Source organism: Geomicrobium sp. JCM 19037, from assembly GCF_000698105.1.
Classification (GTDB): Bacteria; Bacillota; Bacilli; order Bacillales; family Marinococcaceae; genus Geomicrobium_A.
This window is the reverse complement of the sequence record NZ_BAWZ01000013.1, coordinates 82,630-101,676: the sequence shown is the minus strand read 5'-3', so window position 1 is coordinate 101,676 and position 19,047 is coordinate 82,630. Positions and strand designations below refer to the sequence as shown.

General features: G+C 42.6%; 22 protein-coding genes and 8 pseudogenes. 9 read left to right on the top strand and 21 right to left on the bottom strand.

Annotation, left to right across the window (positions count from 1 at the left end):
* The first annotated feature begins 17 nt into the window (after positions 1–17).
* Complete coding sequence (locus tag JCM19037_RS09620; RefSeq protein ID WP_081829193.1) at positions 18–374, top strand: YihY/virulence factor BrkB family protein; 357 nt, start codon at positions 18–20, stop codon at positions 372–374.
* A pseudogene (locus JCM19037_RS09615) lies at positions 331–1,085 on the top strand (5-formyltetrahydrofolate cyclo-ligase). Before JCM19037_RS09620 ends, JCM19037_RS09615 begins: the two are co-directional and overlap by 44 nt.
* A gap of 19 nt (positions 1,086–1,104) precedes the next feature.
* On the opposite strand, the gene JCM19037_RS09610 reads toward JCM19037_RS09615, so the two are convergent.
* Genes JCM19037_RS09610 through JCM19037_RS09600 form a run of 3 tightly spaced genes read right to left on the bottom strand, consistent with a single transcriptional unit; the run spans position 1,105 to position 2,356 of the window.
* Positions 1,105–1,569, bottom strand: a complete 465-nt coding sequence (locus tag JCM19037_RS09610) for a VLRF1 family aeRF1-type release factor (RefSeq protein ID WP_042400352.1) — start codon at positions 1,567–1,569, stop codon at positions 1,105–1,107.
* Positions 1,570–1,582: 13 nt separating this feature from the next.
* Positions 1,583–1,903 (bottom strand): hypothetical protein, encoded by a 321-nt coding sequence (locus JCM19037_RS09605; protein ID WP_042400350.1) that lies wholly within the window; start codon positions 1,901–1,903, stop codon positions 1,583–1,585.
* A gap of 54 nt (positions 1,904–1,957) precedes the next feature.
* Entirely contained in the window at positions 1,958–2,356 is a 399-nt protein-coding gene (locus JCM19037_RS09600) for a hypothetical protein (protein ID WP_042400348.1), read from the bottom strand.
* 227 nt (positions 2,357–2,583) lie between these two features.
* Here JCM19037_RS09600 and JCM19037_RS25055 point away from each other — a divergent pair, with 227 nt between their 5' ends.
* Positions 2,584–2,742 (top strand): FbpB family small basic protein, encoded by a 159-nt coding sequence (locus JCM19037_RS25055; RefSeq protein ID WP_152549014.1) that lies wholly within the window; start codon positions 2,584–2,586, stop codon positions 2,740–2,742.
* A gap of 24 nt (positions 2,743–2,766) precedes the next feature.
* Here JCM19037_RS25055 and JCM19037_RS25710 read toward each other — a convergent pair whose 3' ends face one another.
* From JCM19037_RS25710 to JCM19037_RS09555, 11 genes and pseudogenes are all read right to left on the bottom strand, one after another.
* Positions 2,767–2,934 (bottom strand): hypothetical protein, encoded by a 168-nt coding sequence (locus JCM19037_RS25710; protein WP_193744717.1) that lies wholly within the window; start codon positions 2,932–2,934, stop codon positions 2,767–2,769.
* Positions 2,931–3,266 carry a lysophospholipase gene (locus tag JCM19037_RS28425; RefSeq protein WP_255357886.1) on the bottom strand — a complete coding sequence of 112 codons (336 nt, stop codon included), beginning with the start codon at positions 3,264–3,266 and terminating at the stop codon, positions 2,931–2,933. Before JCM19037_RS28425 ends, JCM19037_RS25710 begins: the two co-directional genes overlap by 4 nt.
* Positions 3,212–3,727, bottom strand: a complete 516-nt coding sequence (locus tag JCM19037_RS28420) for an alpha/beta hydrolase (protein WP_255357885.1) — start codon at positions 3,725–3,727, stop codon at positions 3,212–3,214. The genes JCM19037_RS28425 and JCM19037_RS28420 overlap by 55 nt, the downstream gene beginning before the upstream one ends.
* Positions 3,681–4,119, bottom strand: a pseudogene (gene msrB / locus JCM19037_RS26235) (peptide-methionine (R)-S-oxide reductase MsrB). Before msrB ends, JCM19037_RS28420 begins: the two are co-directional and overlap by 47 nt.
* Complete coding sequence (gene msrA / locus JCM19037_RS26230) at positions 4,119–4,646, bottom strand: peptide-methionine (S)-S-oxide reductase MsrA (RefSeq protein ID WP_042400338.1); 528 nt, start codon at positions 4,644–4,646, stop codon at positions 4,119–4,121. The pseudogene msrB and the gene msrA overlap by 1 nt, the downstream one beginning before the upstream one ends.
* A gap of 69 nt (positions 4,647–4,715) precedes the next feature.
* Positions 4,716–5,147 (bottom strand): RNase H family protein, encoded by a 432-nt coding sequence (locus JCM19037_RS09575; RefSeq protein WP_373900674.1) that lies wholly within the window; start codon positions 5,145–5,147, stop codon positions 4,716–4,718.
* 54 nt (positions 5,148–5,201) lie between these two features.
* Positions 5,202–5,303: pseudogene (locus JCM19037_RS29350) on the bottom strand (viroplasmin family protein); the annotation flags it as partial.
* 124 nt (positions 5,304–5,427) lie between these two features.
* Entirely contained in the window at positions 5,428–5,697 is a 270-nt protein-coding gene (locus JCM19037_RS09570; protein ID WP_042400332.1) for a hypothetical protein, read from the bottom strand.
* 219 nt (positions 5,698–5,916) lie between these two features.
* Positions 5,917–6,141: a hypothetical protein gene (locus JCM19037_RS09565; RefSeq protein ID WP_042400329.1), complete on the bottom strand. Its 225-nt coding sequence runs from the start codon at positions 6,139–6,141 to the stop codon at positions 5,917–5,919.
* 53 nt (positions 6,142–6,194) lie between these two features.
* On the bottom strand, positions 6,195–6,947 hold the full coding sequence (locus JCM19037_RS09560; RefSeq protein WP_052363751.1) for a tryptophan-rich sensory protein: 753 nt from the start codon (positions 6,945–6,947) through the stop codon (positions 6,195–6,197).
* A gap of 144 nt (positions 6,948–7,091) precedes the next feature.
* Entirely contained in the window at positions 7,092–7,346 is a 255-nt protein-coding gene (locus tag JCM19037_RS09555) for a hypothetical protein (protein WP_042400327.1), read from the bottom strand.
* 108 nt (positions 7,347–7,454) lie between these two features.
* Here JCM19037_RS09555 and JCM19037_RS09550 point away from each other — a divergent pair, with 108 nt between their 5' ends.
* The 6 genes and pseudogenes from JCM19037_RS09550 (at position 7,455) to aceA (ending at position 13,472) form a co-directional block, all read left to right on the top strand.
* Entirely contained in the window at positions 7,455–8,447 is a 993-nt protein-coding gene (locus JCM19037_RS09550; protein ID WP_042400325.1) for a lipoate--protein ligase, read from the top strand.
* Positions 8,448–8,469: 22 nt separating this feature from the next.
* Positions 8,470–9,404, top strand: a pseudogene (locus tag JCM19037_RS09545) (agmatinase family protein).
* Positions 9,405–9,596: 192 nt separating this feature from the next.
* Complete coding sequence (ytvI, locus tag JCM19037_RS09540; protein WP_042400323.1) at positions 9,597–10,742, top strand: sporulation integral membrane protein YtvI; 1,146 nt, start codon at positions 9,597–9,599, stop codon at positions 10,740–10,742.
* A gap of 230 nt (positions 10,743–10,972) precedes the next feature.
* A complete protein-coding gene (locus JCM19037_RS09535) occupies positions 10,973–11,179 on the top strand; it encodes a hypothetical protein (protein ID WP_042400321.1) in 207 nt (68 codons plus the stop codon).
* Positions 11,176–11,909 (top strand): annotated as a pseudogene (locus JCM19037_RS27145) (peptidoglycan-binding protein). Before JCM19037_RS09535 ends, JCM19037_RS27145 begins: the two are co-directional and overlap by 4 nt.
* 289 nt (positions 11,910–12,198) lie before the next feature.
* Positions 12,199–13,472 (top strand): annotated as a pseudogene (gene aceA / locus JCM19037_RS09525) (isocitrate lyase).
* An 86-nt stretch (positions 13,473–13,558) separates the two neighbouring features.
* Here the strand turns inward: aceA and JCM19037_RS28415 are convergent.
* From JCM19037_RS28415 to ehuC, 7 genes and pseudogenes are all read right to left on the bottom strand, one after another.
* Positions 13,559–13,693 carry a hypothetical protein gene (locus tag JCM19037_RS28415; RefSeq protein ID WP_255357884.1) on the bottom strand — a complete coding sequence of 45 codons (135 nt, stop codon included), beginning with the start codon at positions 13,691–13,693 and terminating at the stop codon, positions 13,559–13,561.
* Between the two features lie 408 nt (positions 13,694–14,101).
* Positions 14,102–14,368 carry a hypothetical protein gene (locus JCM19037_RS09520; RefSeq protein WP_042400319.1) on the bottom strand — a complete coding sequence of 89 codons (267 nt, stop codon included), beginning with the start codon at positions 14,366–14,368 and terminating at the stop codon, positions 14,102–14,104.
* Positions 14,369–14,452: 84 nt separating this feature from the next.
* On the bottom strand, positions 14,453–14,917 hold the full coding sequence (locus JCM19037_RS09515) for a CotY/CotZ family spore coat protein (RefSeq protein ID WP_042400315.1): 465 nt from the start codon (positions 14,915–14,917) through the stop codon (positions 14,453–14,455).
* A 1,124-nt stretch (positions 14,918–16,041) separates the two neighbouring features.
* Positions 16,042–16,742 (bottom strand): annotated as a pseudogene (thiM, locus tag JCM19037_RS09510) (hydroxyethylthiazole kinase).
* 112 nt (positions 16,743–16,854) lie between these two features.
* A pseudogene (ehuA, locus tag JCM19037_RS09505) lies at positions 16,855–17,660 on the bottom strand (ectoine/hydroxyectoine ABC transporter ATP-binding protein EhuA).
* On the bottom strand, positions 17,660–18,328 hold the full coding sequence (gene ehuD, locus JCM19037_RS09500; RefSeq protein ID WP_042400312.1) for an ectoine/hydroxyectoine ABC transporter permease subunit EhuD: 669 nt from the start codon (positions 18,326–18,328) through the stop codon (positions 17,660–17,662). Before ehuD ends, ehuA begins: the two are co-directional and overlap by 1 nt.
* Complete coding sequence (gene ehuC, locus JCM19037_RS09495) at positions 18,325–18,993, bottom strand: ectoine/hydroxyectoine ABC transporter permease subunit EhuC (RefSeq protein ID WP_042400309.1); 669 nt, start codon at positions 18,991–18,993, stop codon at positions 18,325–18,327. Before ehuC ends, ehuD begins: the two co-directional genes overlap by 4 nt.
* Positions 18,994–19,047: the final 54 nt, after the last annotated feature.

Genomic DNA, 19,047 nt, shown 5'->3' with positions numbered 1-19,047 from the left:
TTAGGATTTGAAGTTGGATTGCGCCTGTTTGGTCGTTTGCTCGTTGGTCAATTGGTATTCTGATTGTCGGTATTGTTCTCATCATTTTGTATACGATCGTGCCGAGCAGACGCATAAGTTGGCGAGACACTTGGCCAGGTGCGCTATTTGCAACGGTCGGCTGGCAAGCTGCTTCATTAGGATTTTCTTATTATAACCAGTGGAATGACTACAGCATTATTTACGGAAGCTTAGGCACCATTATTGGCCTTATGATTTGGTTTTATTTAACCGGTCTTATGATATTACTCGGTGCACAGTTAAACGCCATCCGTATGAATTTTCACGAAGATGGGCCTGGAGGTGTGCAAACTGAAAGAAAAACAACAGATTAGAGAAGAGGTGTGGGAGGAGCTGACGCGCACGAAGTCTGGTCGGTTTCCTTTCCCCCTTCATGGGAGAATCCCGAACTTTAAAGGTGCCGAAAGGGCCGCAGAGCAGCTATTTCAACTGGATATTTACAAAAAAGCTAGCGTCGTGAAAGTGAATCCTGATTCGCCACAACTTCCGATTCGAGCGAGGGTCATCGCTGATCAAAAAACGCTACTCGTCCCCACACCTCGCCTTAAAGACGGCTTTATCATCGTCAGACCAGGCAGTGTTCCAGCGGGCGGTGAGCGAAAAGCGGCTAGTTTGAAACATATCAATGCATATGGTGAAGTCATCCCTTTGCACGAACTGCCTGCCATAGACCTTATGCTTATGGGTTCTGTTGCTGTTGATCACAATGGTCACCGTATCGGTAAAGGGCTGGTTTTGCTGATCGAGAGTACGGAATCATTCGCGAGCTAGGCAACAAACCGGTGCCAGTTGTGACGACGATTCATCACTTACAACTCATTGATGACACTTTGCCGAGTGAAACGTTCGATGTGCCCGTTGATTGGATCATCACGGAAGAGAAAGCGTTGCATCTGCCCGAACAAGTCAAGCCGTCAGGCATTGAGTGGAGCTCGATCTCAGATGATGACTATGTAAACATGCCCGTGCTACAGGAACTAAAACAATTACTCAAAAACAAAAACGAGCAGTCCGATCATACGTGATCCGACTGCTCGCTCTTTATTATCGTAAAGATTCTCCGTACACAGTGTTAAGAATTTCATGAGTCGGTTTCGACCCTAAGTTCTTCTGCACTTTGCCACGGATTTTGCTGTCATCGATATGCTGTGTAAGCTCATCTGTCATTTCTTTTGATCCAACAAAATAAGCATCTTCCAAATTTCTAGATTTCAGCTCCTTCGTTAAGATCGGGGCTAACTTCTTGTACCAGCGTTGCATATTCTCTTCAAAGCGACGATCAAATTCATCCGCTGCCGTATCCGCTCCGCCAGGCGCACTCGTATGCCCTGCATCGCGCTGTACCCAATCATCAGTCTCAAAGCTCCAATGAAACTTCAGTTCATCACGCACTTCTCCTAACGCAGTATCAATGAGTAACACGTCCCGCTTTTGCGTTACGATGACTCCAGTTTCGGATACTGTTTGTAAAGTTCGTGCAGTTGGGTTAGCTCTGGCGTACGTTCCCAATGAAAGGCGCTCTCTACTGGAACTTGAAGCATGTGGCAGACCAGAGAGACCCGTCCGCCGATGCGATGATGACTAAGCTTCGTTGCATTTCTGCTTGCTTATCTTGAATGTACGTCTCGACTTCATCTAATAGGCGCTTTAGTTGCTTTACTTGCTCTTTGTCCTCACTCTTCTCCGCATATTCTACCAACCTTTTGCTACCGTTTTTCAGGCGAATCTTCCACTCACCACGGTGTTGGTTTTGATTGGCAAAATCTGTATTTAGATAAATCGTTAGGACACCTTCATCATTCGTTACCTGTTGAAGGTGTTTCATCTCTTCTGCTAGTGCCAAAAGAAACTCCTCCTTAGCTGCAATTATAGTATGTATTACCGCAGCTAGAGGACATTAAACATTCTTTTTCTCATCGGTTTCTGTAGGCAGATCAAGTGGAGTTTCTTCTACTTGCTTCTGATGTTTCAATTCATTCGCAGCCGTTTTTGCTGTATCGATAAAGTCTGTAGCTGTCGTTTTTAAATGGGAGGTGTGCTTGGCTATTTCTTCTACGTCTCTGCTTGCAACGTTTACAAGTGCATTCACTTTATCGGTCGTTTCTCGAATAAGGGTACGAATTTCTTCTTGGTTATCTTTTACAAATCGACTCGTTTCGTCAACGAACTGCGCACCTTCCTTCACATAGGTGACGGTCTTTTCTCTCGTATTCTTATTCAACAGCACATAGCTCAATGCTGCTGAAATCCCTCCGATGATAACCCAAAATGTCCATTGCTTTTTGCTTTTTGTCAAGATGATCCCTCCGATTTAAAATGAATTACTTCTATTATACATTACAAACATTTGATTTAAACCGTTCAAGTCTGAAGATTATTTCGTCAAACTTCTGTCATCATATCGCATTTTCTTCAAATTGTAACAATTTATCAATGTTTAAAGTAGGGAGAATAGGGTAAAATAATCTTACAAGAAGGAAAAACCTTCTTCTTTGAATATACTAATTAAAAGGACGGAGAACCATGCGCAGACCATTCCGAACCTCATTTTCAGAGCTTGTAGACCAGAATAAACAAGACCTTGAGAGAGATAGAGATATGTTAAATGCAATTGAACAACGTGTTGAAGATCGTCAATTGCGCCGCTTAAAGAAAAGAAGCTTCTCAAAGAAAGAAGCTTAATTATGCAAGAAAAGAAGAGGCCCATTATTTGTGCCTCTTTTTATTTTTTATTTCTCGAACGATTAATGAATAAACCATCTGTTTAATCGCTTCTGTTTCATTAAGCAATTGATGCTCCCCACCGTCAATGAGGATGATCTTCTTATTGGCAAACCTTCGGTCATAGAACTTCAAGTTATACTCCCAGCTCACGGTCCATCTTCTGTGCCTTGAAAAATGACAATTGGCGTTGACTCTTTCCGAGAGCTATCTTTTCGAAAAGATTTCTCCCAATCAACCATCGCTTTGACCCAATCGAGAGGAATTCGGTCTTCTTGTAAAGGGTCCGTCCGTTGCTTATCAACAAACCCTTCATCCCCTGAGTTTGCTCGAAACTTCCGCGGAACATCGTCGCTAAAAAGATCGATAAACACACTCCCCAACTTCGTTGTAAACCAACCCTTAGTTCGCGCAAGTGGCGCAACTAAAACTAACTTCTTAATACGAAAGAGTCTTTCATCATTCCATAAATAATTCGAAGCGATGCCTCCACCCGTACTATGACCAATAACGATAGGTCACCGTATCCTCTTTGAATGAGTTGTGCCAACCCTTCTTCTAACACTTCTTCATACCGATTAAAATCATCAATATGATACCGATCTCCTTCTGAAAGCCCGTGTCCTGGGAAGTCGATGGCGAGCACTCCTATATTTTCGTTAACTAAACGATGAATAAATGGACCTTGAGGGCCGACATGGTCCATAAACCCATGCAAAAACAAAACGAACTGTTCACACTTCTCTGGGAAGAAATATTGAAAGGCAATCTGTTTACCGTTAAGCAAAACCCGCTGAAGTTCATGATCTACATCAGCGGGCAACTCATAATACTCGCGGTACGTATTGGGATGCTCCAAGAAGTATTCTCGCGATAGTAATCTGGAATGTTCATTCATTTTACTTATCTTTAATCCTGTTCTTATATTCTCCGTACCCAAACTCATCCAACTGATCATAAGGAACAAAGCGAATCGATGCTGAGTTGATGCAATAACGGAGCCCTCTGGTCCCGGACCATCGGGGAATACATGGCCTAGGTGTGAATCTGCATCGTGGCTTCTCACTTCTGTTCTTCTCATCCGTGAGATGTATCTACCTTCTCAGCCACAACCTTTTCATCTACCGGCTTCGTAAAGCTCGGCCAGCCACAGCTCGACTCGAATTTCTCTTTAGACGTAAACAAAGGCTTGCCAGATATGATATCCACATACAACCCTTCTTCAAAATGATTCCAATACTCATTTTGAAACGGAGGTTCAGTTGCATCATTTTGAGTCACTTCATACTGCATTTTCGTAAGTTTTTCTTTAAGGTTTTGATCTTGACGTTCCGTCATCATTCATTCCCCCAATGCTTTTGGATAAATCCTTGCCTACCAGATCCTCTTTTGTACAATTGATAATGGAAAGGGTTTTTTAAGTGATAATCTTGATGCTCTTCTTCGGCATCATAAAACGGTGCTGCCGGACGAATCGGTGTGACAATCTCTCCTGTAAACGGACCGTTTTCTTGCAAATCTTTTCTTGATTGTTCCGCTAGTGTTTGCTGTTCCTCATTATGGTAGAAAACCGCTGTTTCATACGATTCACCACGATCGTTAAATTGTCCACCACCGTCTGTAGGATCAATGTTCTGCCAAAAAATAGTCAACAGACGCTTGTAACTGACCACGTCTTCATTAAATACAATTTCAATCGCTTCTACATGACCGGTTGTATCCGAACAAACTTCCTTGTACGTCGGATTTTTCGTATGGCCTCCAGTATAACCCGAGCGGACACTCATCACGCCATCTTCCGCTTGAAATGGACCTACCATACACCAAAAACACCCACCAGCAAAGGTCGCCGTTTGCTTTTTCATGCTGTTTAACCTCCTCGTTCAATGACTTATCATTATATTCCCTATCAAAACGTTTCCTCAAACATACGGCTATTTTCTGCCATAGTCCGCTTTAATTTCACCCCAGGCTTTTGTATCCCATTTGAGTAACGTAAACGATGGATTATGGTCACGCAACCATTGTTCCGCCTCCTGCACGTCGTCCCAAATCGCAACACTCTTCTCATTTCGAACGAGCGTTGCTTTCGCTTTCTTCGCTTTCACCCAACCCATCGCCGTTTGTGAATCGGTATAGACTGGAACATTCATTTTGTTGTTATGCAAAAATTTAAATGCATGAACAATCGCAAGAAATTCAGCCATATTGTTTGTGCCAAGCGGATACGCTTCTTTCTTAAACAGAAGCTTTCCATCTTTTGTGTATACGCCTTGATATTCTACAGGACCAGGATTCCCATGAGTGCCTGCGTCTACACTGACACTTTCTTCTATAGGTGTTGTAGTCGTTGTTGAGCGTTTAATCTGCCCACTAGACTTTGGACTTTGGTACCCTTGCTTGTATTCTGCTTTTGCTTCTTGAAGTGACGGATACGATTTATACCTCGCCCCTTGATACCCTTTTACTTGCTTCTCACATTCCGCCCAGGTTTCATAGATGCCCGGTGAACGTCCTTTCCATACAACATACCATTCTTTTTTTTCACGAGGTCATCCCCTTCCTATCCGGACATATCATATCATGCCGCCACTCTCTTTAAAAAGAGAAAGAGCTGACCTAAAATCGGTCAGCTCTTACAGATGATTACATATCGTCGTCGTCATCTTCCATATCTTCATCCATATCTTCATCTAAATCAAGATCGTCTTCTGTATCATCCATATCGTCCATATCATCGTCGCCCATGTCATCATCCATGCCGCCGTCCATATCGTCGTCGCCTGGTTCTTCAGGTGCGCCGCCGTCTCCGTTCATGTCATCGCCTGCTGGATCTTCTGCATCATCACCACATGCTGCTAGCATTCCTACTGCAAAAACACCTGATAGTGCACCGTATAATAACTTTTTATTCATGATTCATTTCCTCCTAAATAAAATACGTAGATTTTTTTTACTTTGTTGTGCTCTAGTTATTATTTTTCCATTTTTAAACCGAACTAAACAAAAAAAACCGCTTTCACAAACTTTCACATCTTCCACCCATAGTCTATACCATTTGTGCGAGCTTCTAAGACATTTAATGAATATTGCACAAAAGTGCCCCAGACTGTACATCTGGGACACTTTCTTTTTCTATAACTTCTCACGTACAGAAAGATCTTGTTGCTTTTGCACGTCTGATGCCTGTTCTTCATCTTTATAGTATTCGTCTTGGTCTACAAGCCCATCAATTTCACTGTCGGTAAAATCAACTTGCTCTCCTTCTAAGAGGTCCTTCACATGTTCATACACTTCATCTAACTGATCTTCTTTTAATCGATCGACAAGTTGATGAATATCTTCTTTCGTTACTGACATCTTTATCATTCCTTTCTTACAGTACACCCTTCCCTTTTTCAAGCACGTGTAACCTACCTTCTCTTAATAAGGTGAATCAAAATCATGATGCTCATCACGACTACGAGAATCCAACACGTCATTGAAATGATTTCAAACCCTTCGGCGCGTTCAATACCAATGCCGATATATGCCCATATAAAAACGAGCGGGTAAACCGCATCTTTGCACCTGTTCATGAATGTTACAGCGAGAACAACCCCGATAATTAATACGATGATGGTCCATACTTGACCTGAAACAATGATCCCTTCAATCGGGTCTACGCCCATCGCTACAAGCACAATACCTACATTTAAGATTGTTGCAATTGATATCCAACCAATATAGACAGAAATTGGAAACAAGTCAAAAGGACCACGGTCTCTTGCGTTTGAAATTAACCAATGTAAGCGAATGAGTGAAAATAGCAGCAACAACATAAACAACATCGTCACGTAGAACCATTCATAATGAAAGCTAATTAGCCACCCAACATTTCCGAGTGCACTTCCTAAAAACGGGTACAACAGCGCCGGAGCAAATGACTTTCTTCGTCCATTTGACGTCATGAATTTAGCTAGCCAGATCAGTAGAAGCACATATATAAGTCCCCATATTGAAAATACATAACCTGGCGGAATGAACAGCAAGCCGATCTGGTCGGCAATTTCACCTGTCGTTTGTCCATTGATTGGCAATCCATTTGCCATCGCATTTACAACAACGACGACGACTAGCGCGAATAACATGATAAAAACTGCTGATTTAGATAACGTTCGATTCAATTTTCTCACACCCTTTAATGAGGTTGTTATTTAAATAATTTCCGTTCATCTCACAGAATACATTGCACATAACAAAATCCCAGCATAGACACCTATGAGGGATTTTGACAGATATAAAGTAAAAGTGCAAAAAAAGCCTGTCATTTACGCTTTCTTTAATGACAACAACTGATCAATGTACAAATAAATCATAAACATTACGAAAAATGAAAACGTTCCACCGATATAAAAGCGAATAATGCCATTTCGGCCCGAGTCAATAATCCCCGTTGTTAACCAACCGATGACAGCAGCTATAGCCAATAGAACCGCTGCGACAATGCATTCTACTTTACGCGCGGATACGTGCTGGACAATTTCCTGGACATTATCCATCGCAATTTGCTTAAGTACAGTCACGACTCATCACTCCTTATTTTCAAATTAGTATATCATAAATATACGCCGATACGTGCAAACATTCGCGAGCTTCTATACAATAGATGATAGATGAAGGAGGATGTTTTTATGATTTTTGTTGATAATGCAAACACGACAGACCCACGAATAAACTTAGCAATCGAAGAGTACATCCTTACACATTTTGACGAGCATGATGTGTATTTGCTTTTTTACATTAATGAACCTTCCATTATAATCGGTAAAAACCAGAATACGATTGAAGAAATAAATCGTGACTACGTAAACGACCATAACTTGCACGTCGTTCGCCGTTTATCTGGTGGTGGTGCTGTTTATCATGATCTTGGCAACTTAAACTTTAGTTTCATTACAAATGATGATGGGAATAGTTTTAGTAACTTTAAGAAATTCACCGAGCCCGTTGTGGAAGCACTCCAGCAAATGGGCGTACCTGCTGAGTTAAGCGGTCGGAATGATTTACATGCAGATGGGCGGAAGATTTCTGGTAATGCCCAGTTTGCGACAAAAGGGCGAATGTTTAGTCACGGCACATTGATGCTGGACTCTGAAATTGAAAATGTCGTGTCTGCTCTAAATGTAAGCGACGAGAAGATTCGTTCAAAAGGGATTAAATCCATACGTAGCCGCGTCGCGAACATTAACGAATTTATTGAAGAGCCTTTAAGTATGGAAGAATTTAAGGAACGTCTTCTCCAATCGATTTTTGCTGGGGACGCTAATTTCTCGCGCTACACGTTAACGGATGAAGACTGGGAAAAGATCAAGCAAATTTCCGAAGAACGGTATCAAAAATGGGAGTGGAACTACGGGAAATCCCCTTCTTACGATATTAAGCGTTCGAAAAAGTTCCAAGCTGGGCTCGTGGATTTTCGTTTTAAAGTGAAAAAAGGAGTCATCTCGGAAATGAATATTTTTGGTGATTTCTTCGGCACTGGAGAAATTGAAGAAGCTGAGACACATTTTGTTGGCACCCGCTACAAAGAGGAAGACATTCGAGTTGCTGTTGAGCAGTTAGACACCAAAAAATATTTTGGTGCCATTGACCGAGAAGATCTCATTACGTTAATTACTAGCTAATCATGTTGGGAGAGAGTATCGAATGAGTGCTTATGTATATGGGAATACGCCATGTTTTTTAGGAGCTAAATGGGCAATTGACAAAAATATCAAAGATACCGATGTCGTCGTATACGGCGTTCCTTGGGAAGGGGGCGTGACGTGGGGAGACTACACTGGGTGGAGCTCGGGCCAAAATCAATGCGTCTTGCTTCAGCGAGGTATAGCGGTTATTTACCTGAACTTGACGATATTGATGTGTTTGAACACCTCAAGCTATCAGATATGGGTGATGTGGATGTCATTCCAGCTGAAGTGGAAAATACGATGCAACGGATTACGTCATTTTCCAAACATACTTGGGAGCAAGACGTCTTCCCAGTCGCTTTAGGCGGGGATCATAGCATTACCTATCCAATTCTAAAAGGCTGGGCTGAGACAAACCCCGGCAAAAAACTCGGTGTCATTCATCTAGATGCTCACTATGACAACATGCCAGATTTCAATGGTGATTTGTATGCACGAAATACCCCATTTGCTCGACTATATGAGCTTGATGCGGTAGAGAATACTGCACTCGTTCACGCGGGAATTCACGGACCACGAAATAAGCCAGAAAGTGGAAAGTTCGCCAAGGAAGCTGGGGCAATCACTCGCACTGTGAATGAATTTAAAGAAACAAAGGATTTACGGCAACTAGCTAGAGATATGTATGAGCAAGCTTCAAAAGGTACAGATGCTGTATATCTTTCCATATGTAGTGATGTGTTAGACCATGCGTACAATCCAGGGGGACCGGTTGATACTAACGGCCTTACCTCCTATGAGTTGCTCACTGTGATTCATGAGCTTGGTAAACAAGGGCTATGCGGAATGGACTTCGTGGAAGTATATCCACAACAAGACCAAACAGACTTCTCTTCCCATCTCGCTTCCACCGTTGTATTGTATGTACTAGCTGGGCACGCACAATCGTAACAACTGATGAGAGGGGTTTGAACTTGGCATTCAAAACCCCTCTCATCTATTTGTCTCAATTGTAAGGATTAACCTAACGTCTGCTTACATATAATGAAAGATGTACAAGCCAGATGTTGCATCCGTTACCTTGATATGTAAAGTTTTGATATACTAGGTGTCCATCCCTTGTTTAGAAAGGGCGAACAGACAATGACTAAAGAACAAGCTTGGATTTCATTGCGAGCAGTAAGTGTAATTTTAATTGCCATTCTCATCATCTTAGTGAGTGCTTACCTTTTCACAATTACCTACCCTTTTGTAATTGCTGCATTGATCGCTTGGATGTTTGCACCGCTTTTACGACTATTGAAGATTAGGCTCAAGTTTCCATCAACGCTCGCATCACTAACGACTGTATTAATCGGTATATCTGTACTTGGTGGTGTAATCACTGGAATTACGTTCCTTATCATTTATATTTTCCAGCAGATTTCACACGAGTTACCGGGGTGGATTGAACAAGGCGCAGCCCAGCTACAAGAAATGTTTAACAGTTTCGTACTACCGATTTGGACAGAAATGAATTGGTTCATTGATAACTTAAATGTTGAACAGCAACAAACGCTTCAACAAGGAATAACAGAACTAGGGAACCAACTAGGGAACATTATTGGTAACGTTGCACAATCGTTAGCAAACGGACTCACAAATGTTGTTTCCGGTATCCCTGCATTTTTATTTGCATTTATTTTCGTCATCCTTGCTGTTTACTTCATTGGTAAAGATGTAGGAACGATGAAAGCAAGTTTGCAAAGTAGAGTGCCTGTTGGCATCCAAACGAAATTTACGCTGTTCGTTCAAGAAGTTAAGACTCGTGTATGGGGATTTATCCGAGCTCAATTAATCTTAATGATCATAACGACAGTCGTCGTGCTCATCGGGCTATTAATCCTCGGCGTTGAGAATGCGATAACGATGGCTTTGATTACCGGTGTTGCAGAAATTCTCCCCTATTTAGGAACAGGAACGATTCTCATTCCTTGGGGAATCTATCTGGTAATTTCTGGAGAAATCTTCTTAGGCATTTCGATACTCGTCTTATACGTCGTCGTTGTCATCGTTCGACAATCATTAGAGCCTAAAGTCCTGTCCGTAAGTATGAATTTGAACACGCTAGCGGTTCTGTTCTCTCTCTTTGTTGGGTTTCAAATTCTCGGTGTCATCGGGTTATTCCTTGGCCCTGCGCTACTTGTTGTGCTTACGATCTTAAAAGATATTGGCGTCATTCAGGATATCGAACAGTTTATTAAACACGGGTTTATCGATGACGAACCTCCTCGAAACAACACGTCGTAATGAACGGTCGTTCGACTTCGCTCCCCTTCGTTCCTCAAAACCTTGTAAAAAGCGGGTATGTTACGCATATCCGCTTTTTTTGAAAGATAGATTTCCCTTATTACAAGGCCGTTTCAATCCGGTTAAAAAGTAGCAAACCCTCTTGTGTCCAGAAGTGAAAGCTTGCTAGGATGCTAGTTGTAGGTACACAAACCTAAAACTAACGAACGCAATGAGGAGGAGTTTGCTTCATGAAGAAAATGCAAACACCAAATGTGGTGAAACATTTTAGTATGACTGCCTTAGCCGCCGGATTTGTTTTCGCTTTCCTACCTATTACTGCAGACGCCAGTGAATTCGGAAGTGAAAAGTTAAGTGATGGGACTGAGCACGAAGAACATGTAGAACTTCTGCAAGAGTTACTCGTTGAAGAAGAGTACTTAGAAGATGGTCCATAAATGGAGTTTTTGATGAGACGACAGAAGAAGCCGTTACAGTTTTCCAAGAAGACGCGAGTCTGCTCATTGACGGTATTGCTGGACCGCAAACACTAGGGGCCCTTTCAGTATTAGAAAAAGATGATGAAAATGTACTCGTTGAATATTTACAAGAAGACTTGCAATCATTTGGTTATTACGGTGGATCCATTGACGGAATTTTCGGACCACTAACAGAAGACGCTGTTAAAGGCTTCCAATCAGATGCTGGCATTCATATTGACGGTTTGGCAGGACCTGCCACGTATTCCGCAATGATTAACTTTACAGCACCACAACCAGAAACAGCTGTTGAAAGCGAACCAGCAAATGAAGAAGCAACCGAAGAAGCAACTGAAACGACTGAAGAAGCGACGGCTTCTGCAGAAACGACAAGTGAATCAACAAGTTCAGCTCCAGAAGGCACCACAATTTCAATGGAAGCTACCGCGTATACTGCTTATTGCAACGGTTGCTCCGGTATTACTGCAACAGGCATTGACCTTAGAAATGACCCTCATGCCAATGTAGTTGCTGTTGATCCAAACATCATCCCTCTCGGTAGCCGCGTATATGTTGAAGCTACGGTGAAGCAATTGCCGGCGATACTGGTGGCGCGATTAATGGTCATAAAATCGACCTGCATATGGCGACCAAAGACGAAGCATTAAATTTCGGAAGACAACAAGTGAACGTCACGATCCTTAACTAAATCCATCCACCCCGATCTTCTATGCTAGAAGATCGGGGTTTTTTATGTTTTTGCTTAATACTAGTCCCCTCACACAGGCATGAAAATCCGCTCAGTGAAGTGATTGTTACCAATTGAATCGACTCGTTTAACTCCCACCCTAACCCATGCGATCGCAGCACACTTCCGCCTATTTTTGTCAGAACAATTATTTTTTTCTAAAAAAAACTGTTGCAACACAACAGTTGTTGTTATATATTAATTAACATAATATAAAAACTGTTATAATACAAAAAGGGAGAGGATTTTCATGAGTTTCGAAACTGAAGTGAAAACATTAAACGATCAATGGAAAGATGACAGCCGCTGGGACGGGATCAATCGCCCTTATTCTGCTGAGGAAGTCATCCGTTTGCGCGGTTCTTTGCAAATTGAACACACGCTAGCCAAAACGGGTGCCAACAAGTTGTGGGCTCAGCTTCATGATATGGATAAAGTTCATGCTCTTGGTGCATTGACCGGCAACCAAGCTGTCCAACAAGTAAAAGCCGGATTAAAAGCCATCTATTTAAGTGGATGGCAAGTAGCAGCCGATGCAAACCTGTCAGGTGAAATGTATCCTGACCAAAGCCTATATCCTGCGAACTCCGTCCCCCAAGTCGTAAAGCGGATTAATAATGCACTGCAACGAGCAGATCAAATTCAGCATATGGAAGGCAATGACGAGACCGATTATTTTGTTCCGATCGTCGCTGATGCAGAAGCAGGGTTCGGCGGTCAGCTTAACGTATTTGAATTGATAAAAGGAATGATTGAGGCAGGTGCGTCAGGCGTTCACCTTGAAGACCAGCTCGCCTCAGAGAAGAAATGTGGACATTTAGGGGGCAAAGTATTGTTACCAACTCAAAACGCGATCAAAAACTTAGTCGCGGCCCGTCTTGCCGCTGATGTTTCCGGTGTCCCTACCGTAATTATTGCTAGAACAGATGCCGATGCGGCCGACTTGATTACGAGTGACATTGACCCAGAAGATCATCAGTTTATCACAGGTGAACGCACTCCAGAAGGTTTCTACCGTACTCACGCAGGCCTTGATCAAGCAATTGCTAGAGGCTAGCTTACGCCCCGTACGCTGATTTGATCTGGTGTGAGACCTCAAAGCCTAGCCTTGAGGAAGCTCAACAGTTTGCCGATGCCATTCATGAAAAATTCCCTGGCAAGATGCTTGCGTACAACTGCTCACCTTCCTTTAATTGGAAAGCGAATCTTGATGAGCAAACGATTGAACAATTTCAAGATCGGTTAGCAGAAATGGGCTACCGTTTCCAATTTGTTACTCTCGCTGGTTTTCATTCTTTGAACTACAGCATGTTTGATCTTGCTTCCAAGTACAGAGACCATGGGATGGCTGCCTATTCTACATTGCAACAAGATGAATTCGATGCGGAATCTCGTGGTTACACAGCGACAAAGCACCAACGAGAAGTAGGAACCGGATATTTTGATGAAGTTGCACAAACGATATCATCTGGTACTTCCTCCACAACTGCACTTGCAGGTTCAACAGAAACCGAACAGTTTTAAATGAACCACCGAGGATGAGAGCTCTTCTTCTCATCCTTGTTTTTTATGGACAAAAAAAGCCGCCAACATTGGCAGCTAAAGTCGTTTTATTCATGTTCAACATTTCTAAGACAGCGTTCACATTGGGTGAAAAATGAATCGTTTGCTGCAGGAAGTACCTCACCACAATCTTGACAACGCGTTGGCATTGCAGATAATTCAGTCATTTTCACAAATTCCATAAGAACCCTCCTCTTTGTATCGTATTCACATTGTACTATAACAAAAATAAAAAGTAAACAACTGTTATATAAAAAATAAACATTAATTGATACCGAACCGCTCTGCCGTTATACGAGAAACACGTAATCTTATTGGAATGATTTGCTACGAGCTGCAGCCGTAGAAAAATCATCACGCCAAGCTGTGCAAATAAAGATTTCTCCATTAAAAGACTGGAGGTAGTCGTTCACATTTCGTCAACCTTTTATCGCTTGTTATCTCATTTACTCACGGTACGCGACTAGGGCTATTCGCTACAACACCTTCGTTCGTCGTTCGGAAATTCATGTACATACCGCACATAAAAAAAGACCGACACCGGGTCGTGTCGATCTACATTTCAATCGCTTTTTCAGATCGTTTCGCATCTACATTAAAAGGGTTGCCGATATGGCGTGCATCATCATACCAATGACCGGGATAAATGCAACAAATGCCGTAACAATACCGAGGATGCTTCCGTGTTTCTTCTTCCCGTCATTCACACTCATTACAAGCGTTAAAATGTGTAAACCGAGCATGATGATCATTGGCGTCGGACCCATTGTCCAATAAATAAAAAAACCTAAAACTGGTATCGCAAGCACCGCTTCCAAACCACCGGATATCCACTTCAAAATTGATGATCCATTCATGACATCATCTCCTTGTACAATTCGACCAAATTCGTTAGTACTATCCTACACTATTTTTACGTATCATTGCATCAATGGTTTCATTTATTCTACAAATGATGGATCAAGACATTTTAGCGTACATAAACATTCGCAGTCCACGATCGTGCATTGCCCTGTGCGGACGAGCAACAAATCATTATTTCGAACAACTTGATTTAAAGGGACGTCAGCCATACCAGCTGGTATCTCCAATTCAGGAAAAGGCCTAAGCAACTCTAAAACCGCACAATTCCCATCTACTCTGTCTACCCTAAAAAATACAGTAATAAACGATTCACCCTCACGTGTATCACCTAATGCGTATAATAACCGATTCATATTTGTCGTTAAAATTAACGGAACGGTATCATAAACAGGCTCTGGGTTTAACAATTTTTCATAACAGCCGTTGCCACATGACTTCTGTACACGATCTTGTTCCTTGGCGATCCCTTTTAATGTTTCGCATACGCAACTACACGTATTTTTGCTACAAGACGAACATGAATGACAATGAAAACTTTTCATATTTCCCCTCCTCTCCATACTTATTTTATTCAGTAACACAACGCTTGTATGGTCAGTTCTCATAGAACATTCGTCAAAATTGATTGAAAAATCACCGGATTCCTTTATAATTAAAATTAAGAAAAGATTGAATACGATGCATAGAAAGGTTGATTTAGCATGAATCCAGGTGCACTAGTTGCCATTCTCTCAATTTCACTCGTTATGGTTGCGGTCAGTGCCGCAATGGCGCTCGTCTTTTTAATTCAATCCTCCAAGCGTGACGTATAAACATCAACAAAGTGCAGAGAGCTCTACTCGCTCTCTGCACTTTGTTATGTGCGAATCATATTGATTATTGAACTTGTCATCGTTCTGCTTCAGTAGCTATATACGAAAAGATTTTGCGAGCACTTGAGGTTTATTTGAATAAACACCTTTGACGTTCGATGAAGCACGGAACGTTTATCGATCGCGGTGGTGTTCTAAAGCGGTCTAGATCGCCAACCCCCTAAAATTTACCAAATGCGAGCAACCGCCGCCACCATCGATGTAGAAAACAGTGAAAAATGATTTAGATTATCAGGAAAATGATCTAGTTCGCCCAGTATCTGGAAAAATCTATCGTTTTAACGTGATTTAGATCGTTTCGGGGGTGATCTAGATCGCAGATCTCCTAATCATTCCCAAATATAATACAACTAGAAGTTTATGTGAGCAAAAATCTCCTCAACTTCTGCCGAGAATAATATCAAACTTCTTCGTATACTTGGATGCCGGGAGTTCCCGCTAGTATGACCCGCTCAGCTCAATGCCGAAGCGAACGTGACGGGTCGTGTAACCTTTTCACTTTAAAATGTTACGTTCAATACACATCATTACTTGCAATAACAAGAGTACAACCCTTGCGTGCACTACAATTTCAGTTTCTCGTATTTCTTTTACCTCGACTGTAGTTCACATTCACCGTTGCTTCGATCGTAGTGTTTGCCTAGTTGGTTCCTCTTTCACTCTTACATAGATTGATCCTACCGTACGTTAGCGTATAACGAGCTGTTTGATTCTCCCGACAATAGAACGTACTTCACTCGTGCGAAATTTCAGCGCCAACTAAACACGCATCCGACACTTCTGTATTATTACGACTACGTCTGTTTGCTTAGCTCGTCGAGGAAGTGGGCTTGAAAGGTCCCAATCCCAGCGTACTGACTCGTCTCATATGCCCGCTCGGCAGCTATTGTATAGTCTCGTACTGCTTCTGTAGTTAACACCGTAGCATCATCTTTTTTCACACTCACATAACTTGCAATAACGGCCCCGAGCAGGCAGCCAGTCCCGACTACTTTAGTTAGCCAAGCGTGACCTTGGTCAGTACCGAAGTTGTTGCGCCATCACTGATGGCGTCTGTTTCTCCAGTTACGCAAACGATTGTTTGCAACTTACATGCCGTTTGCTCTGCTAGTGTTGCAGGGTCTAAATTGCTCATTCCCTCAACGCCTTTAATCTCTGAATGGGCACCAAGAAGCGAGGCGATTTCACCAGCGTTCCCGCGGACAACCGTCATGTCCACTTCCTTTAGTAGTCTTTCAACGCTCTCTGTGCGATACGTCGTTGCCCCAACAGCGACTGGGTCTAAGACGATTGGTACTCCATGTTTGTTCGCTGATTCTCCAGCGATAATCATCGCTTCTAATTGTGCATCTGTAAGCGTACCTGTATTGAGTAACAGGCCATTGGCTGCGGCTGCAAGTTGTCCTGATTCTTGCGCGTTTTTGCTCATGACCGGTGACGCCCCGATCGCTAATAAGCCATTTGCTGTAAAATTTGTTACGACATCGTTTGTCATACAATAAATTAACGGTTGAAGTTCGCGTAATTGCGTATTCATCATCATCCACTCCTAAAAACATCATAACGAAAAAAAAGACTTGGTGAAACACCAAATCTTTCTTCTCTTATTACGCGTGTGACGAATTAAATCTTCCTAAGAACGACTTCAACCGGTCACTCGTTGGATTCTCAATGACGTCATGAGGGGTTCCATGCTCTGCAATTAAGCCATTATCTAGGAACAATACACGATCAGCCACATCTCGAGCAAAGTCCATCTCGTGAGTGATGAGCATCATCGTCGTTTCTCCCTCTGCAGCAATATCTTTAATAACTTCCAATACCTCCCCAACTAGCTCAGGGTCAAGCGCTGCAGTTACCTCATCAAATAACAACACTTTCGGCTGCATAACTAGCGACCTGGCAATCGCTACTCGCTGCTGTTGGCCACCTGATAACTGCGAAGGATACATGTCGACCTTATCGCTAAGCCCTACCTTCTCAAGCATTTGTTTCGCTCGTTCGGTCGCTTCTTCTTTTGACAAGCCGAGCACATGAATCGGCGCTTCAGTGCAGTTGCGAATAATGCTCATGTGAGGAAATAAATTGTATTGTTGGAACACCATCCCGATCTTCCCTCGCACTTTTCGCAAGTGTTTTTCATCTGCTGGCTGTAATTTTCCGTTCACTTCTTTATGCCAAAGCATTTCTCCATCTACTTCAATCGTTCCCTCTGTCGGTTCTTCCAACGTCATGAGCATACGAATAATCGTCGTTTTTCCAGACCCTGAAGGCCGATCAGTGCCACCTTCTCACCTTCGTGTACATTTAAGTTCAAATCATTCAAGACGACATTGTCCCCAAACGCTTTCTTTACATCTTTATAACTAACGATAACTTTACGATCGTTTTGTGCATGATCAACTTCAGTCATTATGCCTTCACTCCTTTTTCAGCGCTTCCAGGTAACTGTCCTGACTTTCTTTCCAAGTATCGTATGAACAGTGCACACGGGTAACTAAGTACAAGGAAAATAAAACCAACAATCGTAATCGGTTCTAGGAAGCGATAACTTTCTGCTCCAATGGAACGAGCAATCATCATCATTTCCATTACATAGATACCCATTAGAAGAGGCGTTTCTTTAAACAAGACAATCAAGTAGTTTCCAAGCATCGGAATGACCGGAGGGATCGCTTGAGGTAAAACAACCTTCTTCCATGTTTGTGCTCGTGAGAAATTCAATGCTTTACTTGCTTCCCATTGACTCTTCGGTACCGAATTAATCCCTGAGCGGTACACTTCGGATACATACGTACTATAGTGAACACCGAGCACAATCGCCCCTGTTAAAAAGGGCCCCATATCAAAAGCAAAATACACGAAAAATAGTTGCACGAGCGGCGGGGTGACACGGATAAATTCAATGATCCCCGCAACGAGTAGAGATAACGGCTTAAAACTCGAGCGTCTTAAAAGCGTCAGCACAAGCCCGAGCGTTAACGAAATCGCGTAGGCAGCAACGGTCGCACCAATCGTTATCCAAACACCTTCGAGGATTCGCGGAAAGATTTCAAATGCAAATGCCCAATCCCATGTCATGCTGTACTCACCCCTTTAGAAGCACGCTTTTCAAGCCACCTCGTTAAGAATACGAGCGGTAAGGCCAAGACGAAATACGTTAACAATAAGTACGTATAGATTTCAACTTGAGCAGAAAGTGATGTGTTAGAACTTCTTAAGATATTCGCATTGAACGTCATATCTGCAAGTGATATGAAATAGACGAGCGACGTTCCTTTCAACAGTTCAATCGCATTATTGCCAAGTCCAGGCAACATAAGCCGTACCGCTTGCGGCAAGATGACTCTTCTCATCGTTTGGAATTTCGACATGTTTAAGGAAATGGCCGCTTCCGTTTGCCCTTTTGGTACGGCGAGTACAGCCCCTCGAACGACTTCAGAGGCATACGCACCGTAATTCAGACCTAATGCTAGCCCCCCTGCAACAAATGCAGAGACGGTAAAAGGCATAAGCGAGGGAAAAGCGTACGCGAAAAAGAACATTTGCACGAGCAAAGACGTTCCTCTAAACAATTCCACAAATACCGTTGCAAAACCTCGAACAATGGCTAATCGACTCGTTCTCGCTAAACCCATGACGAGGGCAATGGAATACGCAAGCACTGCGCCAAATAAAAATGCTTGTACGGTCGTTGAGAGACCGCCTAAAATGTAAGGCAAAAACGTATCGATGTTCGTGAACATCTTCATTCTCCTCTACAACTGACATGTGTGCTACTAATGAAAAAAACACGGCGG

Bases quoted from the DNA above. Each gene is read 5' to 3' on its own strand.
- msrA (WP_042400338.1), bottom strand. From the start codon at position 4,646: ATGAAAAAGCAAACGGCGACCTTTGCTGGTGGGTGTTTTTGGTGTATG.
- JCM19037_RS09570 (WP_042400332.1), bottom strand. From the start codon at position 5,697: ATGAATAAAAAGTTATTATACGGTGCACTATCAGGTGTTTTTGCAGTA.
- JCM19037_RS28415 (WP_255357884.1), bottom strand. From the start codon at position 13,693: ATGGAATTTGTGAAAATGACTGAATTATCTGCAATGCCAACGCGTTGT.
- ytvI (WP_042400323.1), top strand. From the start codon at position 9,597: ATGACTAAAGAACAAGCTTGGATTTCATTGCGAGCAGTAAGTGTAATT.
- JCM19037_RS25055 (WP_152549014.1), top strand. From the start codon at position 2,584: ATGCGCAGACCATTCCGAACCTCATTTTCAGAGCTTGTAGACCAGAAT.
- JCM19037_RS09535 (WP_042400321.1), top strand. From the start codon at position 10,973: ATGAAGAAAATGCAAACACCAAATGTGGTGAAACATTTTAGTATGACT.
- JCM19037_RS09550 (WP_042400325.1), top strand. From the start codon at position 7,455: ATGATTTTTGTTGATAATGCAAACACGACAGACCCACGAATAAACTTA.
- JCM19037_RS09520 (WP_042400319.1), bottom strand. From the start codon at position 14,368: ATGAATGGATCATCAATTTTGAAGTGGATATCCGGTGGTTTGGAAGCG.
- JCM19037_RS09515 (WP_042400315.1), bottom strand. From the start codon at position 14,917: ATGAAAAGTTTTCATTGTCATTCATGTTCGTCTTGTAGCAAAAATACG.
- JCM19037_RS28420 (WP_255357885.1), bottom strand. From the start codon at position 3,727: ATGAGTTTGGGTACGGAGAATATAAGAACAGGATTAAAGATAAGTAAA.
- ehuC (WP_042400309.1), bottom strand. From the start codon at position 18,993: ATGTTCACGAACATCGATACGTTTTTGCCTTACATTTTAGGCGGTCTC.
- ehuD (WP_042400312.1), bottom strand. From the start codon at position 18,328: ATGACATGGGATTGGGCATTTGCATTTGAAATCTTTCCGCGAATCCTC.
- JCM19037_RS09565 (WP_042400329.1), bottom strand. From the start codon at position 6,141: ATGTCAGTAACGAAAGAAGATATTCATCAACTTGTCGATCGATTAAAA.